General features: G+C 65.7%; 20 protein-coding genes. 5 read left to right on the top strand and 15 right to left on the bottom strand.

From position 1 onward, the window contains the following. Positions 1–23 precede the first annotated feature (23 nt). Both JJ918_RS10080 and JJ918_RS10075 read right to left on the bottom strand, forming a co-directional pair. On the bottom strand, positions 24–446 hold the full coding sequence (locus JJ918_RS10080; protein ID WP_291886604.1) for a hypothetical protein: 423 nt from the start codon (positions 444–446) through the stop codon (positions 24–26). 67 nt (positions 447–513) lie between these two features. Beyond that, positions 514–855, bottom strand: coding sequence for a DUF1491 family protein (locus JJ918_RS10075; protein ID WP_291886602.1), 342 nt, complete (start codon positions 853–855; stop codon positions 514–516). A gap of 58 nt (positions 856–913) precedes the next feature. Between JJ918_RS10075 and JJ918_RS10070 the strand changes: the two genes are divergently transcribed. Both JJ918_RS10070 and JJ918_RS10065 read left to right on the top strand, forming a co-directional pair. Beyond that, a complete protein-coding gene (locus tag JJ918_RS10070; protein WP_291886600.1) occupies positions 914–2587 on the top strand; it encodes a hypothetical protein in 1674 nt (557 codons plus the stop codon). A 109-nt stretch (positions 2588–2696) separates the two neighbouring features. Further along, positions 2697–3605 carry a hypothetical protein gene (locus JJ918_RS10065; RefSeq protein ID WP_291886598.1) on the top strand — a complete coding sequence of 303 codons (909 nt, stop codon included), beginning with the start codon at positions 2697–2699 and terminating at the stop codon, positions 3603–3605. A gap of 228 nt (positions 3606–3833) precedes the next feature. Here the strand turns inward: JJ918_RS10065 and JJ918_RS10060 are convergent, their stop codons facing one another. Further along, complete coding sequence (locus tag JJ918_RS10060) at positions 3834–5606, bottom strand: HAMP domain-containing sensor histidine kinase (RefSeq protein ID WP_291886596.1); 1773 nt, start codon at positions 5604–5606, stop codon at positions 3834–3836. A 198-nt stretch (positions 5607–5804) separates the two neighbouring features. Between JJ918_RS10060 and JJ918_RS10055 the strand changes: the two genes are divergently transcribed. The 3 genes from JJ918_RS10055 to JJ918_RS10045 all read left to right on the top strand — a co-directional run bounded on the left by JJ918_RS10055 (position 5805) and on the right by JJ918_RS10045 (position 7832). After that, complete coding sequence (locus JJ918_RS10055) at positions 5805–6836, top strand: hypothetical protein (RefSeq protein WP_291886594.1); 1032 nt, start codon at positions 5805–5807, stop codon at positions 6834–6836. Between the two features lie 223 nt (positions 6837–7059). After that, the gene (locus JJ918_RS10050; protein WP_291886592.1) at positions 7060–7329 is read left to right on the top strand and encodes a hypothetical protein; all 270 of its coding nucleotides are present in this window, start codon (positions 7060–7062) and stop codon (positions 7327–7329) included. A gap of 83 nt (positions 7330–7412) precedes the next feature. Then, a complete protein-coding gene (locus JJ918_RS10045; protein ID WP_291886590.1) occupies positions 7413–7832 on the top strand; it encodes a SufE family protein in 420 nt (139 codons plus the stop codon). A gap of 19 nt (positions 7833–7851) precedes the next feature. Here the strand turns inward: JJ918_RS10045 and JJ918_RS10040 are convergent, their stop codons facing one another. The 12 genes from JJ918_RS10040 to JJ918_RS09985 all read right to left on the bottom strand — a co-directional run bounded on the left by JJ918_RS10040 (position 7852) and on the right by JJ918_RS09985 (position 16884). Next, positions 7852–8544 (bottom strand): DUF6456 domain-containing protein, encoded by a 693-nt coding sequence (locus JJ918_RS10040; RefSeq protein ID WP_291886589.1) that lies wholly within the window; start codon positions 8542–8544, stop codon positions 7852–7854. Further along, positions 8541–8900, bottom strand: a complete 360-nt coding sequence (locus tag JJ918_RS10035) for a helix-turn-helix domain-containing protein (protein WP_291886586.1) — start codon at positions 8898–8900, stop codon at positions 8541–8543. Before JJ918_RS10035 ends, JJ918_RS10040 begins: the two co-directional genes overlap by 4 nt. Positions 8901–9062: 162 nt before the next feature. Beyond that, positions 9063–10814 carry a Na(+)/H(+) antiporter subunit D gene (locus JJ918_RS10030; protein WP_291886584.1) on the bottom strand — a complete coding sequence of 584 codons (1752 nt, stop codon included), beginning with the start codon at positions 10812–10814 and terminating at the stop codon, positions 9063–9065. Then, positions 10811–11113: a hypothetical protein gene (locus JJ918_RS10025; protein ID WP_271185069.1), complete on the bottom strand. Its 303-nt coding sequence runs from the start codon at positions 11111–11113 to the stop codon at positions 10811–10813. The genes JJ918_RS10030 and JJ918_RS10025 overlap by 4 nt, the downstream gene beginning before the upstream one ends. Next, entirely contained in the window at positions 11110–12591 is a 1482-nt protein-coding gene (locus JJ918_RS10020) for a proton-conducting transporter membrane subunit (protein ID WP_291886581.1), read from the bottom strand. The genes JJ918_RS10025 and JJ918_RS10020 overlap by 4 nt, the downstream gene beginning before the upstream one ends. Before the next feature lie 4 nt (positions 12592–12595). Next, a complete protein-coding gene (locus JJ918_RS10015; protein WP_291886579.1) occupies positions 12596–14122 on the bottom strand; it encodes a monovalent cation/H+ antiporter subunit D family protein in 1527 nt (508 codons plus the stop codon). Continuing rightward, positions 14123–14608 carry a sodium:proton antiporter gene (locus JJ918_RS10010; protein WP_291886577.1) on the bottom strand — a complete coding sequence of 162 codons (486 nt, stop codon included), beginning with the start codon at positions 14606–14608 and terminating at the stop codon, positions 14123–14125. A gap of 2 nt (positions 14609–14610) precedes the next feature. Then, entirely contained in the window at positions 14611–15069 is a 459-nt protein-coding gene (locus JJ918_RS10005; RefSeq protein ID WP_291886576.1) for a Na(+)/H(+) antiporter subunit B, read from the bottom strand. Further along, positions 15066–15689, bottom strand: coding sequence for a DUF4040 domain-containing protein (locus JJ918_RS10000; protein ID WP_291886574.1), 624 nt, complete (start codon positions 15687–15689; stop codon positions 15066–15068). Before JJ918_RS10000 ends, JJ918_RS10005 begins: the two co-directional genes overlap by 4 nt. Beyond that, positions 15690–16064 (bottom strand): monovalent cation/H(+) antiporter subunit G, encoded by a 375-nt coding sequence (gene mnhG, locus JJ918_RS09995; RefSeq protein ID WP_291886572.1) that lies wholly within the window; start codon positions 16062–16064, stop codon positions 15690–15692. It abuts the gene before it with no gap. Continuing rightward, positions 16061–16378, bottom strand: a complete 318-nt coding sequence (locus JJ918_RS09990) for a monovalent cation/H+ antiporter complex subunit F (protein ID WP_291886570.1) — start codon at positions 16376–16378, stop codon at positions 16061–16063. The genes mnhG and JJ918_RS09990 overlap by 4 nt, the downstream gene beginning before the upstream one ends. Beyond that, entirely contained in the window at positions 16378–16884 is a 507-nt protein-coding gene (locus JJ918_RS09985) for a Na+/H+ antiporter subunit E (RefSeq protein WP_291886568.1), read from the bottom strand. Before JJ918_RS09985 ends, JJ918_RS09990 begins: the two co-directional genes overlap by 1 nt. Positions 16885–17130 lie beyond the last annotated feature (246 nt).

Here is a 17130-nt window from a genome sequence, read left to right as displayed (position 1 = left end):
CGCAAGACAATGCAAGCCGGGGGTTACCCCGTTCCCGTGGCCTGAGGCAAGGGTTCACTGCCTGCCGTCCAGACCGCACTGTTTGCCTTGGCAGCTGTCAGGCGTCCATCCGCCTGCTCGCCCCAGAGATAGGCCAGCGTCGTGATCGGCACATTGGCATAGCGCAGTCCCACGGCGTGCCAGCTCGTTGCCCCGTCGGGACGCACCGCCAGCAGGGCGTTCGCCCCGGGCTCGACATAGCAGATCAGCGCGCAAAGATGCCGGATATGCTCGGGCTTGCGGCGCGCGACATCCGGATCGGCGAATACGGCTTCGCGGACCAGCACATTGAGCTGGCCGGCGGTAAGTGTCTCGATCTGGGCGGGTGTGAGCGGCATCTTGCCGTCATTCAGCACCGACTTCAAATCACCCAGGTCGAACACGACATCGTTGAAGAGGAACAACATCGTCCGTCTCGTTACGAAATGAGCGTTTTGGCGTCACCCAGCATCGCGGAATGACGTTAAGGTTTTTCTACCGCTGCGCGGTTTCCACCGGTTCGGTCAGGAAATGGCGCCCGTCCCGGTCCTCGATCTCGACCAGCCAAATGTCCGGATCATTGTCGATACGCCGCCGGCAATAGGCATCGATATCGGCTTCGCCCGCCGGAACCGGGCCGAACAGCGTCCAGACCCGTTTCCCCTCACCGTCCCGTGCCGGGACATAGAGCTGTGCCAGGTCGCGCGCGAGCACCACTTTTACGAGCACGGCGCCTGCGTCCTCGTCTCCCCGGCGAATCACATAGGCGGACGCCAGACCCGTATCAGCCCGCCTGACAAGGGCATCGACCCAGAATTTCGTCTTCAGTTCGCTCATTTCCGTTGATGGCCGCTCAATTGCTTAATAATCTGTTAAACGGGTGAGGGAGCATTCCATGTTTGTTCGTGTTGTGTCGGCGACCATTCTCGCATGGTCCGTGTGCGTGTCCGGTGTCCAGGCGTCTTCGATACAGGAGGCTGCGCCGGCCGAACAGCTTGATGCCGAACGGGTGAACACCGAGGAGCGTGCGCTGGCCGACCTCGACGGACGCGGCGACGCTTTCGTTCTCTCCACCTCCCAGCCGGCGGCCGACATCCGTTTCACCCTGCCGCCGCATGTCGTCAGCTCGGAAGCCTGGCTGCGTCTGGCGGCACGCCCGGCCAGCGACGGCACGGATGGCCGCATCCAGGTCAGCGTCAATGGCGGCGACCCGATCGTCATCCGTCCGCAGGCCCGTGCGATGGAAGCCCGTTTCGCGCTCTTCTCCGCCGATTTCCGCCCGGGCGAAAATACACTGACCATCCACTATGCCACCGAGAACGCCGCCACCGGCTGGATCGTCGATGCACGCCGCTCGCGCCTGCGCCTGACACTGGAGCCCGTCGCACCGCTCTCGACACTGGGCGAGCTCGAACAGGCGCTGGGATCCGATTTCGCGGCGCCACGCCGCATCGCGCTGGACACCGAAGCCGGCCGCGAGCGGATCACGCTGGAAAGCCTTGTTGCCCAGGGCCTCGCCCTGCGTGCCGGGGAAGTGCCGCTGTTCTCCGGCGACACGGCCAATGCCGATCTGGTTGTGCGCATCGCCGAGATTGCCCGCCTGGACGAGACCGACCGGGCCGCCCTGCGTTCGGAAACCAGCCAGGGCCCGGAAATCGCCTTCCATAATGACGGCCAGCCGCGCCTCGTCGTGACCGGACGCAATATCGACGAAGCGACCGCTGCAGCGCGGCTGATGGGCGCGCGCTCCTTTGCCGGTCACGGCGCGACCTTCCTTGCCGCCGACGCTATCCGGGCAGACCGTCTTGGCCGCCCCTCCATCGAGGTCGACCCGTCCCTCGCCGGGACTGCGGACCTGCGGACATTTGCGGCCTCGGGCCTGCCCTTCAGCGCCGATCAGGGCGCCCGCACTGCCGTGCAATTCTCCACCCGCTTCGACAGCGACCGCTATGGCGCCCTGTCCGTGCTCGCCCGCGCCGCCCTGATCGGTGGCGAAGCCTGGCTCTACGCCTGGTATGGCGATGCCGAGGAAGACGCCCCGGCCAATCACAATCTTCTGGTGGTCGGCCCCAACTCGACCCAGTTCGAGATCATCGACCGCAATGCACCGGACGAGCTGCGGGCCGCCCTGCGCGCCGCCGAACGTTCGCGCGGACAGCGTGGCCTGATGCGCCTGGCTGCAGCCGCCTATGCGGATGAGGGTGACAGCGAAGGCGCCACGACCCGTGAAGGGGCGGAACTGGGCGTCGGCGTTGCCTCGCTCTTCCCGGACCGCCGCAATGCCGGCCGCTGGATCGGTACGCTGACGGCACCCGATATCGCCTCCTTTGAAAGCGCCGGCCGCCAGCTGGCCCGTTCCAATCTCTGGTCGGCGCTGGAAGGCCGGGCCGCGGTGTGGAGCGCGCGCGGTGTGACCCCGCTCGACTTCACCGTCCAGCCGCCGACCCTGTTCGAGCGGGTGCAGGAACTCGCCGTGGATCACACCCGCGATGCCGCCTTCCTGCTGTTCGGTGCGGCGCTTCTTCTGCTGCTGCGCGGCGCCATGCGCCGCCGCAAGGCCAGTGCGTGAGACGAGGATTTCATTTTACTCAATGCCTTAGCCAGGCATTAACCCTTCTTCTTCACGCGGCATAAAAGCGTCTCTGCTACACCCGGACCTGTAGGGAACGGGACGAAACATGCGCTTTTCAACCAGAAGCCGGATCGCAGCCGCCGGATTGGCCGCCGCACTGACGGTCGCCAGTGGACCGGCCATCGCCAATGACGCGACCGGCCTGATCTTCGGCGAGCGCCAGCTGGCGCTGGATCTCGACACACGCTGCGGCCTGTTTACGGCCGAACAACGCGATGCGCTGAATGCCGCCCGGCTGCAGGCCCGCGGCACGTTGCTGCGCGACGGCGTCTCGGCCCATGCCCTGGACGATTATGCCGACGAAATCGAAGCCCAGGCCGGCGCGACAGACTGTAGCTGGCCGGAAGTCGCCGAGCTGCGCCACCGCGTGGCCGACGCTTTCATCGGCTGGCAGCGGCTGCGCGACATGCAGTTCGACGGCCAGGATTTCGGCTGGAGCGCGACCCGCTCATTCATTGCCGGACAACCCGGCTGGGCGGCCTTGCAGGACACCGGCACGCTGCGGGTCGGTCTCAGCCGCCTCGATGACCGTATCCGCTTCTCCGCCGCCATGCCCGCAACCCCGGGCGCGGTGTCTGCTGTTCTCGTCCTGCGCGACATGCGCCGGGAGCCCGACCTCTACGATCCCACGCTGGACGGCCACTTCCCCGCTCCGGCCGGCGCGGAATGGGCCGACTGGACGCCGCCGGACTATGCCCGCGCGCTGGTCTGGGCCAGCGGCCGGGGCAATGCCGCCGAACAGGCTTCGCTGAGCGCCGGCGGGACCGGCCTGGTCTTCCACTTCCCCGAGAGCGCCGTGGAGGCCATCATCGCCCGCGATCCGCGCGAGACAGCCCGTATCGAGCTGATCGACGGACATGGCGACACGGTCGGCCACTATTATTTCGAGATCGGGGATTTCGGCGCTGCCCGCGCCTTCGTGCGATCGGGCAATCTGTCGGTTCCGCGGAGCTAGAGCATTTTCAGCAAAAAGTGGGCACCGGTTTTGCGGTTCGAAAATGCGTCCACTCAGGACCCGGCATTTTCAGCAAAAGTGGGAACCGGTTTTACGGTTCGAAAATGCGACCACCAGGGACTTGGCATTTTCAGCAGAAGTGGGCAGCGGTTCTGCGGTTCGAAAATGCGTCCGCTAAAAAAGCCGGACCCGTTCCATCGACCACAATGACGATGGGGGCTCCAACCGTCAGGCTTCCGTACCGGTACGCCCGGTCGTCGGCGCGGTCGTGATATCCTTCGAGGCCGCCTGGGCCCGCTCGATCTGCTGACGCACATCCAGCCCGGCTACCGTGCCGGCCGGCCAGGTTTCCACATCACCGCGCTTGTCGGCGAGGATCGGCAGGGTCACCGTCACAGTCGTACCGACCCCCTTGCGCGACGCGATCGACATGTGACCGCCATGCAGTTCGGCCAGGGCGCGCACAAGCGAGAGCCCCAGGCCCGTGCCGCGCTTTTCAATGTCGCGGGCATTGGCAGCCTGCTGATAGGGCTGGCCCAGACGCTCGGCCTCTTCCGGGTCGATCCCGACGCCGCTATCGCCGACCGCCAGGACGAGCTGGCCGCCGGACGGACGGGCCATCACGACGATCGCCCCGCCTTCCGGCGTGAATTTCACAGCATTCGACAGCAGGTTCAGCAGGATCTGGCGCAGCGCCTTGCGGTCGCCCATGACCGGCACGGCCACATCATTGCGCTTCACCGACAGGGTGATGCCGGCCTCTTCGGCCTGCAGGCGCATCATCTTGGCGACCAGGCCGACAATCTCGTCGATGTCGAACCGCTCGCGCACCAACTCGTAGCGGTCCGCCTCGATCTTCGACATGTCCAGCACATCGCCGATCAGCTCCATCAGGTGCTGGCCGCTTTCATGGATCAGGTCGGCATATTCGGCATAACGCGCCGGCATCGGACCGAAGAGCCGCGCCTTCATGACGTCGGAGAAGCCGATAATGGCGTTCAGCGGCGTGCGCAGTTCATGGCTGACGGACGCCAGGAACTGGGACTTGGCACGGGCTTCCTCTTCCGCCTCTTCGCGGGCACGTTCGGCTTCGCGGAGGCGGGCTTGCAGCGCGGGGCCCTGATCGTCGGCGAACAGCGCAACGGAACCGCCGCCCGGCAGCGGCCGGGTCTGAAAGCGGACATCGGCTTCATGGCCGCTGAGCCCCCGCAGGACCAGATGGCCCGACAACGGTGCCAACGCGGCCTTGCGGGCGCGCGCAGCCAGCTCGGCGCGGCTTTCATCGTCGAAGCCCAGATCGCACAGCGGCAGACCGGCCAGCTCGCGCGGCAGGCCCGGCGACAGTTCGCGCAGCGCATCCGATGCAGCAAGGATGTTTCCGTCGCCATCGCAGGCGATGATGGCGGCCGGAGCATGATCGAAAGCCTTCGAGCGCACGCGGCCCCGTTCGGCTTCGGCCCGCACCGCGTCCGCTTCACGCACCGCGCGCAGGGCGCCAAGGCCGAAGCCGGTCGCCAGCATCAGGGCGCAGCCCAGAACGAAGGGCAGGTGCAGTTCGACGGCCATGGGGGCCGGAGCAATGAATCCCGTGATCTGAAGACCGGCAACAACCAGGGCTGCCAGCCCGGACAGGGAGGCCGCCTTGACGACGCCGTCACGCAGGCCGCTGGCCGCGGCGACAGCCGGAGCCAGCAGGAAGGCGAGCGCACCGATGCCGGTGACCCCGCCACCGGTAACGGCAATCCCGGCGGCAAAGCCGGTCCAGATCATGGCCAGCACAAAGCGTTCGAACGGGTGAACGAGACGCGGCAACAGGATGAGACCGGCAATCGCCGGCAGGGCGAGCGCGGTCAGGCCGAGCGCGCGCATCCATTCGGCACCGCCCAGCAGAGGCCAGACCTGCGGCGCGGCAGCGGCCAGCGTGCCAATCCATACGAGATTGACAATCACGCCACCGCGGCGGGCGATCCAGGCCGTGATATCGTCGCTCTTCGGGTCCATCTCTCAACCGGTGCGGACTGCCACGTGATTCCTACACGCGGGAATCTTCGCCTTTATCGTTAACAAATGCTGAATCTTAAGATCGGTTCATTTACTTTTCTGAACAAACCGGTCTTCGAATAATTCATCACGCATGGACACTTGGCGCTGTTCGCCGGACAAGGCAATATGCTTGCGGGACGTGTCAGGAGTCTTTGAATGTTTGTCAGTTCGCTCACGGCGCTCGTCCTCACGATGTCCGTCGCCCAGGACGCGGCGGAACCGGCGCCGGAAACGGCCGCCAACAGCGCCGCCGCCCCGCAGCTCCAGCTCGACATTGCGCCGCCGCAGACCGAAGGCATGGTTCGCCGCTCCGCCGGCCAGTATGCCGCCTATCACGGCGTGGTCGCCGATCTGCGCGATGCGCCGATCGCGTCCGGCGACGATCTTGATTCGGCAATGGACCGGCTCTCCGCCTTCTATGGCGAGGACCGCCTGGCGCCGGCCTGGATCGCCTACGCCTCGATCATCGCGGCGCATCACCCCGACTATATCGACCAGGTGCGCGAGCTGGCCGACTATTACGGCCCCGATGCCGCCATGTCCGGCCTGATGAACGATCCGGCTTTCGCAACCAGTTTCTCCGCAGCCGGTGACGCCCAGGATTCGGTGATCGATGCGATCGGGCGCGACAATGCCGAGATCCGCGAAGTGTCCGAGCGCTACCGCTCGGCCGCCTACTCGCTGCAGTCCGAACGCTGGGCCAACCGGGTCTATCGCGACCGGGCCGAACGCCTGGCGGCGATCACCGAGATGACCGACAGTCCGCTGATGCTGTCCGACACGCTGCGCCTGTCGCCGGAAAGCGGACTGGGCGATGCGGTCCCCGCCTCGGCCCTGTTCGAGCGCATCGCGCCGCTGGACGTGGCCACGCCGGTGGATGACACGCTGACGCCGCAGCTTTCGCTGACTGTCGGCGAAGCCGTTCCGGATCCCGACCGCTCCCGCGTCGGCCGTATTCTCTCGGTCGCCGCCCTGCAATCGCTGCAGGACACCGGCGCCGACACCGATGCCGCGATCGACAGCCTGCTCAGCGATCCGATGGTCGAGCGTTGCCTCGCCTGGGTCCGTCTGGATCTGCAGCAATGCGTGGCCGCCGGCCATTTCAAGTATGAGGACAGTTTCTGCATCGCCGAGCACGCCCTGCTCGATGTCAGCCGCTGCCTCGATACGGCAGATACGTCGGAATAGACCGCATTTGAGCGGCTCGAACGGCGACGTGTTAACAAAAAGTGTCTCGATCAGGGACAAGATAAAATTGCGGGCAAATTTTACAAAAAAACGCTGATCCATATTTGCACGACTTTTTTGGTTAACGGCGGATTCGCTCGCTATACTTCGCCACTTCGACTAGCCTCGATCCTGCACTGGGAAGGTTCTCGCCTTTCGGGTGCCAATAAGAAGGAGGTCGATCATGATGTTCTTGCTGCGCGCAGCCCTCTGGCTTGCCGTCGTCAGCGTGTTTGTCCCCCGCGATTTCGCGGGCGAGACCTTCGACCTGCCGCAAAACCTGGCTGAAACCCGGATTGATGCCGGCGAACCCGTCAGCGCCTGGTGTGAGGACAATTCCGCCCTGTGCGATGCCGGCCGCGAAGCCGCCCGTCTTGGCGGTTTCCTGACCGACATGGCCGCCACCCGGATCGAAGCCGCGCTTGTCGAGCACGAGGCCGAACGCAATTCCTGACGCTTCCCCCACCACGGGAATGCTGTCGGATACCGCACCGGATGCTTGCCTTGCCGCCACCGCCGCACTACGTCGGCCCTGACATGACGGCACACAGCGACATCCATTCCGAGATCGAAGACATCGTCGACGAGTTCGACCTCCTGGGCGACTGGGAGGAGCGGTACAAATATCTCATCGACATGGGCAAGGCCCTGCCCGACATGCCCGAGAGCGACCGCACCGACGCCAACAAGGTGAAAGGGTGTGTCAGCCAGGTCTGGCTTGTCACCGAACCGGGCAAGGATACCCTCACCTTCCGCGCCGACAGCGACGCGCATATCGTGCGCGGTCTGGCCGCGCTGCTGCTGCGCGTCTATTCCGGCCGCTCGCCGGCGGACATCCTTTCGGTCGATGCGCGCGAAGTGCTCAAGCGGATCGGCCTGTCCGAACACCTTTCCCCGCAACGCTCCAACGGGCTGACCTCGATGATCGGCCGCATCCGCGCAGCGGCGGGCGCCTGACGTACGCTCCCGCATATCCTCACCCCGAGCCATAGATTTCCGCCAGCCGCCCCAGGGCGAGCCTGACGGCGGTGCCGCCGGAACGCTGGCCCCAGCCGAAGCGGCGCTCCATGGCGGCCAGGCTCTCCTCGCGGATCAAGGCCGCCTCGACGATCTTCGCCAGTTGCGGGCCCAACGCGTCCAGCGCCTTGAAAACACGATCCTTTGCAGCGATGGCGCTGAGGGTGGCGTCTTCCGGTCCCCGGCGCGGACCCTCACCGCGGCGCGGGGCTGTGGGTGACCAGTTGCGGGTGGTGCGCTGGGTCAGGCTGGAGCGGTGATAATCGGCCAGGAAGCGTTCTGCGGCATTGCGTTCGGCGGGGGCCAGGAGGCCGGTCCACTTGCCCAGCGGGCCCTCCAGGGCATTGGCCATGACCGTCTCGATACGCCCGCTTTCATGCATCACAGGGCGCTCAATCAGGTGAGATTGCTGCACCATGGGCGACCCATTGGTGTCACATAGCGTGACATGTCCGGCCGCAGAGAGGGTGTAGCCGTCGCCGGAGCGGGCGAGCCAGCCCTTTGTCTCGGCCTCGTGCATGTCGGCCGGTGTGAGACGGGCGAGCGGACGGCGGCGGCGATCGGGGCCGGCGAAGACGGCGTGCGACCCGGCATGCGGCAGCAGGACGGCGCCGCGGCGCGACAGCGCCCGCATCCAGCGCGGCGCGCTCATGCTCCCTCCTCCCCGCCGGATTGCACCAGGATGCGGGGCGTGCCGCGCAGGCTTTCCTCCAGCGCATCCATCCAGGCATCGAAATCGCGGTCGTCGCGGCGGTCCTCGATCCGGTGGCAGGCATGGGCGGCGGTGGTGCGGTCGCGGCCGAAGGCCTGGGCGACACGGGTCAGCGGCAGTTCGAAGGCGACATGGGCGAGATACATCGCCACCTGCCGCGCCAGTGCGGCCTCCCTCGAATGCCGCGTCGGCGCCTCGAGATCCTGCTGCGGCACCCCGAAAGCATAGGCCGCGGCGCTCTGCGCCAGGCGGGCCCGGGCCACGTCGTCGGCCAGTCTTTCCATCGCTCGTTCCATCCTGCACTCCCGGTCTCGCGCGGCCTCGAATGGCGGCCGCGGCGTGAGTGAAAGGCTAGGTGGACTACGCCCGGTGGGGATAATATTCCTATTAGCGTTGCAAAGAAAGAGGGCGCCACCCTTGCGTGTGACGCCCTCGTTTCTGCTCTAACCCCTTGTAACCTAAGGGGCGATATAGGCGATGATCAGGACGATGGCCAAAAGCGCGCTGGTCCAGATCGCCAGCATGCCAGAGGGGATATCCCGGCTGATCGCCCCCATAGGACTGAATGCCTGGAACAGCCGGCCACCCATCCGGGTGCGTGCCGCGGCCAGGACATTGCCGATCGACGCCCACAGCCGGCCGAACATGGCGTGACCCCAGCGGGCCGTGCCGTCGAAGGCCCGGCGATAGACCCAGTCGAAGTCGAGATTGATCGAGCGCTTCTCGTCCGGATACCACTTCATCCGCACCAGGAAGGCGAAGGCGAAGAGCGCGGCGAGCAGGAGCTGCATCTGGCCGACGACGTGGTCGAAGGTCCACATGGGATATTCGTTCGCCACCTCCGGGAAGGGGGTGAGATTGTAGAGCGCGCGATAGCCGCCCGGGATGCCGAACATGTCGGGCCAGCCCAGATAGACGCACATCAGCGCAGCAATCCCCATCGCCATCAGCATGTTCACCGGCGCCTCGCGGACGCGGTGGCCCTTGTCATGGGCGAAGAAGGCGAAATACGGGATCTTGATGCCCGAGTGCTCCAGCACGCCGGCCGAGGCGAACAGCAGGATGAACCAGACGATATAGTGCCCCTCGTGCGCCACCGCCGCCAGCGTCATCGCCTTGGCGACAAAGCCGGAGAAGAGCGGGAAGGCCGAGATCGAGGCGGCGCCGATGATGCAGAAGATCGCCGTCGCCGGCATGGTCTTGAACAGGCCGCCCAGTTCGGACGCTTTCACGGTGCCGACGCGGTAGAGCACAGCCCCCATGCTCATGAACAAGAGCGCCTTGTAGATGATGTGCACGAAGGCGTGGGCCGCGGCGCCATTGATGGCGAGCTCGGTGCCGACACCGATGCCGACCACCATGAAGCCCAGCTGGTTGTTCAGCGAGTACGACAGGACCTTGCGCAGGTCGTTCTCGACGACGGCGAAGAAGACCGGGAAAGCGGTCATGATCGCGCCGATCCAGATCAGCATGTCGGTCCCGGCATAGCCGCGCGCCAGGGCGTAGACGGCCAGCTTGGTGGTGAAGGCCGAGAGCACGACGGCGCCCGTGACCGTCGCCTTGGGATAGGCGTCCTGCAGCCAGTTGTGCAGGAAGGGGAAGGCGCACTTGATGCCGAAGGCGAGGAAGATCAGGAAACCGCCCAGCGTGTTCACCGAGAGGCTCTCGTCAAACGCCCAGCTGCCGGTATCGGCGGAGTGGATCACGGCACCGGCCAGCAGCATGACGCCGGACAGGACGTGGATCGCCAGATAGCGCAGGCCCGCCTTGTAGGCTTCGTTGGTCTTGGAACCCCAGATCAGGAAGACCGAGGAAATTGCCGTCAGCTCCCAGAAGAAGAAGAGCGAGAGGAGATCGCCGGCAAAGACGGCACCGAGACCGGCACCGGCATAGATCAGGCCGGAGGCATCGCCGACACGGTCTTTGGAATGCAGGCCGTAGAGCGCATTGATGAAGGCCGCGATGATGAAGATCAGGCCCCAGATGCGGGACAGGCCGTCATAGCGGAAGGTTTCCAGCGTGAACCCGCCCAGTTCGATAATGCCGCCGGTGTGAACGCCGGAGGGCACGTTGAACCAGAGGAAGCCCGCCAGCACCGGTGCGACCAGGGCCAGGCCCTTGCGCACATAATGGTTCGGCACGGCGGCGGCGATCAGGCCGGCGATGATGACCGGCCAGGCCGGGGAGACGTCGTAGAGGGCCTCGATCATTGGTCGCCCTCCCCGTCCCAATAGTCTTCCTCACGGCCCAGGAAGCCACGGATCACGAACCAGCCGACCATCACGGCCAGCACGAAAGAGCCGAAACCCCACAGGGCGTAGAAGCCCGGTGTCTCGGCCACATGCACGTATTCATGGCGATGGTGGAAGAGGTCGATCGCCGCAAAGCCGAGGGCGAGGACCAGCAGGATCCACAGCATCGAGGATTTCAGCCATTTCGCGTCCAGCCACAAAAAGGGCCGGGCCGCGGGATGCACGAGTTCATCGTGTTTGCCGGATTGATCGCTCACAGGGCGGCCTCCGCAGCAAGGGACGAGGACAGGAAGACCGGCGCGAGATAATCGCGCAGCGGCCCGATCAGGAAGAAGAGCACCAGCACGCCTGCTGCCGTGATGACCGGCGGCAGGATGACCAGCATGGGCGGCTTCTTCTTCAGCTTGGCCTCTTCCGGCGCGGAGAAGAAACCGCGCGCCGAGAGCGGCAGCAGATAGGCGACATTGAGGATGGACGAGGCCACCAGCGCCACGATCAGCAGACCGTGCCCGCTCTCCCAGGCGCCCTGCATCAGGAAGAGTTTGGGCCAGGTGCCGCCCAGCGGCGGCAGGCCGATGATCGACAGCGCGCCGACCGTGTAGGCGATGAACAGCCAGGGCATGTAGCGGCCCAGGCCCGCCATCTGCGAGATCTCGGTCTTCTTGGTGGCGGTGTAGATGGCACCCGCGCTCATGAAGAGGGTGATCTTGCCCCAGGCGTGCATGACGATCTGCAGCGCCCCGCCCAGCATGGCCAGCGGCGAGGCCAGCATCACGCCCAGCGTGACATAGGAGAGCTGGGAGACGGTGGAGAAGGCCAGCCGGGCCTTCAGATTATCCTTGGTCATCGCGACGACCGAAGACAGCACGATGGAGATACCGGCGATCCAGGCCAGCGCGTCCGAGGTCGGCGTGGCGGCGATCAGGGCGGGACCGAAGATGTAGGTGCCCACTTTCAGCATGGCGAACACGCCGGCCTTCACAACGGCCACGGCGTGCAGCAGGGCCGAGACCGGTGTCGGTGCGACCATGGCGTTGGGCAGCCAGGGGTGAACCGGCATCAGCGCCGCCTTGCCGATCCCGAAGGCGAACAGCACCAGCAGCACACCGGCAATGGCGGGCGTCACCTCGTTGACGGCCAAGAGGCCGCCGGCGACGAAATCGGTCGAACCGGCAAGGTAGTGCGTGGCGATCACGGCGGGCAGCAAGAGGCCGATCGACGCGCCCAGCAGGATGGACAGATAGATCTTGCCGCCGCGCTTGGCGTTCTCGTCACCCTTGTGCGTGACCAGCGGATAGGTCGACAGGGTGAGCACTTCGTAGAACAGGAACATCGTCAAGAGGTTGCCCGACAGGGCCACGCCCATGGCGGCACCGATGGCGATGCAGAAACAGACATAGAAGCGCGTCTGGTTCTTCTCGCCATTCCCGCGCATATAGCCGATGGAATACAGCGAGTTGACGATCCACAGGCCCGAGGCCACAGCGGCAAACAACGCGCCCAGCGGTTCCAGGCGGAAGACCAGGTGCAGGCCCGGCGCCAGATTGGCCAGTTCCAGGACCGGATGGCTCGGCGCGATCTCGACCAGATAGGCGACATTCAGCGCCAGAAGAACGGCAGAGACCAGCGTCGCGCCTTCGCGCAGATTGGGATACTTGCCCAGCAGCGCCACGGCGACACCGCCGATGGCCGGAATGGCCAGCGCCAGGGCAAGGGAGAGTTCAGGCGTCCACATCGGCTCAGTTTCCTCCCATCACGGCATTGGCGGCCGCGCGGGCCAGGCCGACCAGCGGGTCAGCGTGGAAGAAGAAGTAGATATTGGCGAAGGCCAGAAGGCTCATCGGGGCCAGCACCATCCACGGCGCCAGGCGGCGGGCCGGCGCAAGGCCCGCCTTGCCGGCCGGCGGCGTTTCCATCCAGATCGCCGACAGGAGCCGGGCCACATAGGCCAGCGCCAGCAGCGAAGAGATCATCAGTGCGGCAACCGCCCACCACCAGCCGCGCTCGAGCGCGGCGGTGACCAGATACCATTTCGAGGTGAAGCCCACCGTCAGCGGCACACCGACCAGCGACAGGCTGGCGACGGTGAAGGCGGCCGAGGAGGCCGGCATGGTCTGGCCGAGACCGGCGAGATCCTTGACCCGGCGCACACCGAAATTCAGCGCAAAGGCCCCCAGCGCCATGAACAGCGCACCCTTCATCAGGGCGTGGTTCATCAGGTGCAGCATGCTGGCCGACAGGCCGGCTGCGGTGCCCATGCCCAGACCCAGCATCATGTAGCCGACCTGCGCCACCGAGGAATAGGCCAGAAGGCGCCTTGCATCGGTCTGGAAGACCGCCTGCACCGAAGCCACCATCATGGCGATGACCCCGACCACGGCGAACAGCCAGGTGAAGGACATCGCGACGAAGTTCACCTCCGGGTGGAAGACCGAGAAGACGAAGCGGATCAGCGCGTAGAAGGCGACCTTGGTGGCCGTGGAGGCCAGGAAGGCGGTGACGAAGTTCGGCGCGAAGGCGTAGGCGTTGGGCAGCCAGACATGCAGCGGGAACATTGCGGCTTTGAGGCCCAGCCCCACCACGATGAAGGCGAAGGCGGCCTGGGTGACGCGGTCATGCCCGTTCTGTTCCAGCACGGCGGCCATGTCGGCAATGTTGAGCGTGCCGGTGGCCATGTAGAGGAAGCCGACGCCGATGACGAAGAAGGTCGCGCCGATCGTGCCGAGCACCAGATAGTTATAGCTGGCGGTCAGGGCGCGGCGATCCTTGCCGGCACCCATGGCGATGATCGTGTAGGTGGAGATCGAGGAGATTTCCAGGAAGACGAAGACGTTGAAGGCGTCGCCCGTGATCGTCACGCCCAGCAGGCCGGCAAAGCAGACCAGGAAGGCGGAATAGAAGAGCGATTGCTGCTTCTTCGCGATCTCGTCCGCGACCGACGGCAGGGCGTAGATGACGCACAAGAGGCCGACAATGCCCACCAGGAGCAGCAGCGGCACGTTGAGCATGTCGACGCGCAGCTCGATGCCCACCGGCGGCAGCCAGCCGCCCATGGCGTAGGAAATCACCCCGCCGGTCGAGACCTGGCCGAGAATGTTCAGCGACAGCACCGCCACGGCGATGGCGGTCGCCAGGGTGACACCCCAGGCGAAGATGCCGCGCGGCATCAGGGCCGCCACGGCCGCCATGATCAGCGGAATGACGACGATCAGCGCAGGCGCGTGCACGGCAATGCCTGCCGGCAGGAGAGAGGCCAGCATGTCCATTTATTCGGCGCTCCCGGTCTCAAGGGAATAATCGGCCGCATTGAGCGCATCGTCCTCGATCGTGCCATAGGCCTCGCGGATGCGGACGACGAGCGCCAGGCCGACGGCCAGGGTCGCCACGCCGACAACGATCGCGGTCAGGATCAGAACGTGCGGAAGCGGGTTGGAATAGGCGATTTCGGCGGCGTGCTGCGCGGCTTCGGCGGCATGATCCGCCGCCCCGGCCCCATGCTCGGCCCCATGGCCGGCTGCAGCCTCGGCGCCATGGCCGGCGTCCTCGCCATGATAGTCACCGACAATGATCGGCGGCTGCCCGCCGAACACCTTGCCCATGGTGATGTAGAGCAGGAAGACCGAGGTCTGGAACAGCGACAGGCCGACCAGACGCTTCACCAGATTGCCGGTGGCGATCACCACGTACAGGCCGGTCATCATCAGGATGATGATCGGGATGTAGTTGAAGCGTTCGAGGATGATTTCCAGCATGCTCACCACTCCTCATCCGGAATGTCCGGCACACGGCCGGCGAAGGCGTAAAAGATCGCCAGCATCACCGAGGCGACCGTGGTCAGCACGCCCAGCTCGACCAGCAGGATGCCGTAGTGCTGGCCGGTATGGTGGCCCTGGTCGGGATGCAGCGCGTCATAGTCCAGGAAGTTCAGCGGTTCGCCGGCCCCGTTCATGAACAGGGTGGCGACGCCGACACTGGCATAGATCAGCACGCCCAGCGCGGCACCGTAGCGCACGACGATCGGGGGTACGGCCCGGCGGGCTTCGTCCATGCCGAAGATCAGGGCGTAGAGGATCACCGCGACCGCGATGATGACGCCGGCCTGGAAGCCGCCGCCCGGGCCGAAATCGCCGTGGAACTGAACGTAGAAACCGAACACCACGATCATCGGGATCAGGAGTTTGGAGACGACGCGCAGGATCAGGTGCGGGCTCATGCCTTGTCCTCCTTTTTCCCGGCCTTGCCGGCCTTGACCTTGGCCTTGCCGGGGGCCTCGTCCTCGTCTTCCTCGCGGCGGCCGGTGCCGAAGCCCAGCAGCAGCATCACGCCGAGCGCGGCGGTGAAGATCACGACGGTCTCGCCGAACGTGTCATAGCCCCGGTAGGAGGCGAGCACCGCGGTGACCACATTGGGCACGGCGATCTCGTTCGGGGTCGAGGTCATGTAGTCCATGCCGACATAGGAATTGGCCGGCGAGTTGGGGTCGCCATAGACCGGCATGTCGGGAATGGCGAAGAACAGCGCCGCGCCCGCAGCGACGACGACCGCCAGGGCGGCCCAGTGGCGCTTGGCGCCGGCCGGCTCGCTCTCGCGGGCGGTCAGCAGCATGGCGCCCAGCATCAGCACGGTGGAGATGCCCGCGCCGACGGCCGCTTCGGTGAAGGCCACGTCGACCGCGTCGAGCGAGACGAACCAGGCCGCCGAGAGCAGCGAGTAGACGCCGGTCAGCATCGCCACGGCGAACAGGTTGCGCAGGCGGACAATGGCAAAGCCGACGGCCAGCAGCATGGCGATCAGCGCATAGTCCAGATACTGGGTGAGATCGGTATGGTCCATTTAGCGGCCCTCCCCGCTCGCCTTGCCGGCCTCGCCGGGGTGCGGCGGGTGGAAGCGCGACAGGCGCGGCTTGTGCCCGGCCCGGTGCGCGGCATTGGCGATGGCATGCGATGAGGTCGGGCTGGTCAGGAAGACCAGAAGGCCGACCAGAAGCAGTTTCGCAACGGTTTGCCAGTCCTGCGCCTGCAGGATGAGACCGAGCGTGATCAGCTCGGCGCCCAGCGTGTCGGTCACGCCGGCCGCGTGCATGCGGGTGTAGAAGTCCGGCAGGCGGATCACGCCGATCGCACCGGCGAGCACGAAGACCAGGCCCGTCGTCATCGCGGCGACGGAGCCGGCGAAGAGCGCGTACTGAAGGATCTCGCCCCAGTTCATTTCTCGTACTCCCCGTCGAGCGCCTTGCGCAGGGACATCTGCGCCAGGGCGATTTCCAGCGAGCGGTAGCGGAAGAATTTCAGGATCGCGATGGTCGCGACGAAATTGATCAGCGCGTAGAGAATGGCGATGTCGATCGCGTCCTGGCGGCCCGCAATGGCCGAGAAGACCAGCAGAAAGAGCACGGTCTTGGTGCCGAAGGAGTTCACCGCGAGAACGCGGTCATACAGGGTCGGGCCGGCGAACAGGCGCGCCAGCATGATGGCCATGGCGGCGGCAACGCCGAGCGCGATGGCGAAATTCACCCACTCCATCACTTCACCTCCTTGCGGCGCCCGTCGGAGGCGATATCGGAGCGCGCCCCCATTTCGGCAAAGCCGGCCGGATCGGTGAAGGAGCCGTCCAGCGCGTGCACCAGGAAGCCGTCATCCTCGATATCGACCGTCACCGTACCCGGGGTCAGCGTGATCGAGTTGGCGAAGACGCACAGGCCCAGGCCCGAGCGCTGCTCTGCCGGCACGCGCACCAGGCGCGGCTCGATGTCGATCTCCGGCTTCATCACCAGACGGGTGACAGCGAGATTGGCCTTGACGATCTCGCCGCCCAGCCAGGACCAGTAGCCGAACAGGGCCGGCGCCGGGGCGACCGGCACGGTCTCGCGGTCGACGATCCGCATGCGAAAGGTCAGGGCGACGGCGATCACGATCGAGATCACGCCAAGTCCCATCACGATGGGATAGTCGCCGCTCAGGGTATAGCTCCCCGAAAGGGTGAGCCAGAGCGCCACCAGGATGGCGGTGAGGCTGACGCCGTAGAACATGGATTCTCCCCGCGCGTTAACGCTTCACCCGGTTATTAGCGGCCGGAAACCGGCTTGACCAGAAGAACCGGGCGACCAGTTGCACACACTTTCAGTGCGGTCATCAAGGGGACAGGCACCTGCATAAAACAGGTACACGCGCGCGCGGATATAAACAGGTTGCGACGGCCGCGGGTCCGGCGCGTCATGAATTGCAGTCGCGGCTCGCAGCGCCGGGCCGGAGTGTGACATTCAGCCCACAGGGCA

The organism is Maricaulis sp. (assembly GCF_017642925.1).
Classification (GTDB): Bacteria; Pseudomonadota; Alphaproteobacteria; order Caulobacterales; family Maricaulaceae; genus Maricaulis.
Note: the sequence above shows the minus strand (reverse complement) of the source record. Positions and strands in the feature narration are given on the sequence as shown.

Bases quoted from the DNA above. Each gene is read 5' to 3' on its own strand.
- JJ918_RS10080 (WP_291886604.1), bottom strand. From the start codon at position 446: ATGTTGTTCCTCTTCAACGATGTCGTGTTCGACCTGGGTGATTTGAAG.
- JJ918_RS10075 (WP_291886602.1), bottom strand. From the start codon at position 855: ATGAGCGAACTGAAGACGAAATTCTGGGTCGATGCCCTTGTCAGGCGG.
- JJ918_RS10070 (WP_291886600.1), top strand. From the start codon at position 914: ATGTTTGTTCGTGTTGTGTCGGCGACCATTCTCGCATGGTCCGTGTGC.
- JJ918_RS10065 (WP_291886598.1), top strand. From the start codon at position 2,697: ATGCGCTTTTCAACCAGAAGCCGGATCGCAGCCGCCGGATTGGCCGCC.
- JJ918_RS10060 (WP_291886596.1), bottom strand. From the start codon at position 5,606: ATGGACCCGAAGAGCGACGATATCACGGCCTGGATCGCCCGCCGCGGT.
- JJ918_RS10055 (WP_291886594.1), top strand. From the start codon at position 5,805: ATGTTTGTCAGTTCGCTCACGGCGCTCGTCCTCACGATGTCCGTCGCC.
- JJ918_RS10050 (WP_291886592.1), top strand. From the start codon at position 7,060: ATGATGTTCTTGCTGCGCGCAGCCCTCTGGCTTGCCGTCGTCAGCGTG.
- JJ918_RS10045 (WP_291886590.1), top strand. From the start codon at position 7,413: ATGACGGCACACAGCGACATCCATTCCGAGATCGAAGACATCGTCGAC.
- JJ918_RS10040 (WP_291886589.1), bottom strand. From the start codon at position 8,544: ATGAGCGCGCCGCGCTGGATGCGGGCGCTGTCGCGCCGCGGCGCCGTC.
- JJ918_RS10035 (WP_291886586.1), bottom strand. From the start codon at position 8,900: ATGGAACGAGCGATGGAAAGACTGGCCGACGACGTGGCCCGGGCCCGC.
- JJ918_RS10030 (WP_291886584.1), bottom strand. From the start codon at position 10,814: ATGATCGAGGCCCTCTACGACGTCTCCCCGGCCTGGCCGGTCATCATC.
- JJ918_RS10020 (WP_291886581.1), bottom strand. From the start codon at position 12,591: ATGTGGACGCCTGAACTCTCCCTTGCCCTGGCGCTGGCCATTCCGGCC.
- JJ918_RS10015 (WP_291886579.1), bottom strand. From the start codon at position 14,122: ATGGACATGCTGGCCTCTCTCCTGCCGGCAGGCATTGCCGTGCACGCG.
- JJ918_RS10010 (WP_291886577.1), bottom strand. From the start codon at position 14,608: ATGCTGGAAATCATCCTCGAACGCTTCAACTACATCCCGATCATCATC.
- JJ918_RS10005 (WP_291886576.1), bottom strand. From the start codon at position 15,069: ATGAGCCCGCACCTGATCCTGCGCGTCGTCTCCAAACTCCTGATCCCG.
- JJ918_RS10000 (WP_291886574.1), bottom strand. From the start codon at position 15,689: ATGGACCATACCGATCTCACCCAGTATCTGGACTATGCGCTGATCGCC.
- mnhG (WP_291886572.1), bottom strand. From the start codon at position 16,064: ATGAACTGGGGCGAGATCCTTCAGTACGCGCTCTTCGCCGGCTCCGTC.
- JJ918_RS09990 (WP_291886570.1), bottom strand. From the start codon at position 16,378: ATGGAGTGGGTGAATTTCGCCATCGCGCTCGGCGTTGCCGCCGCCATG.
- JJ918_RS09985 (WP_291886568.1), bottom strand. From the start codon at position 16,884: ATGTTCTACGGCGTCAGCCTCACCGCCATCCTGGTGGCGCTCTGGCTC.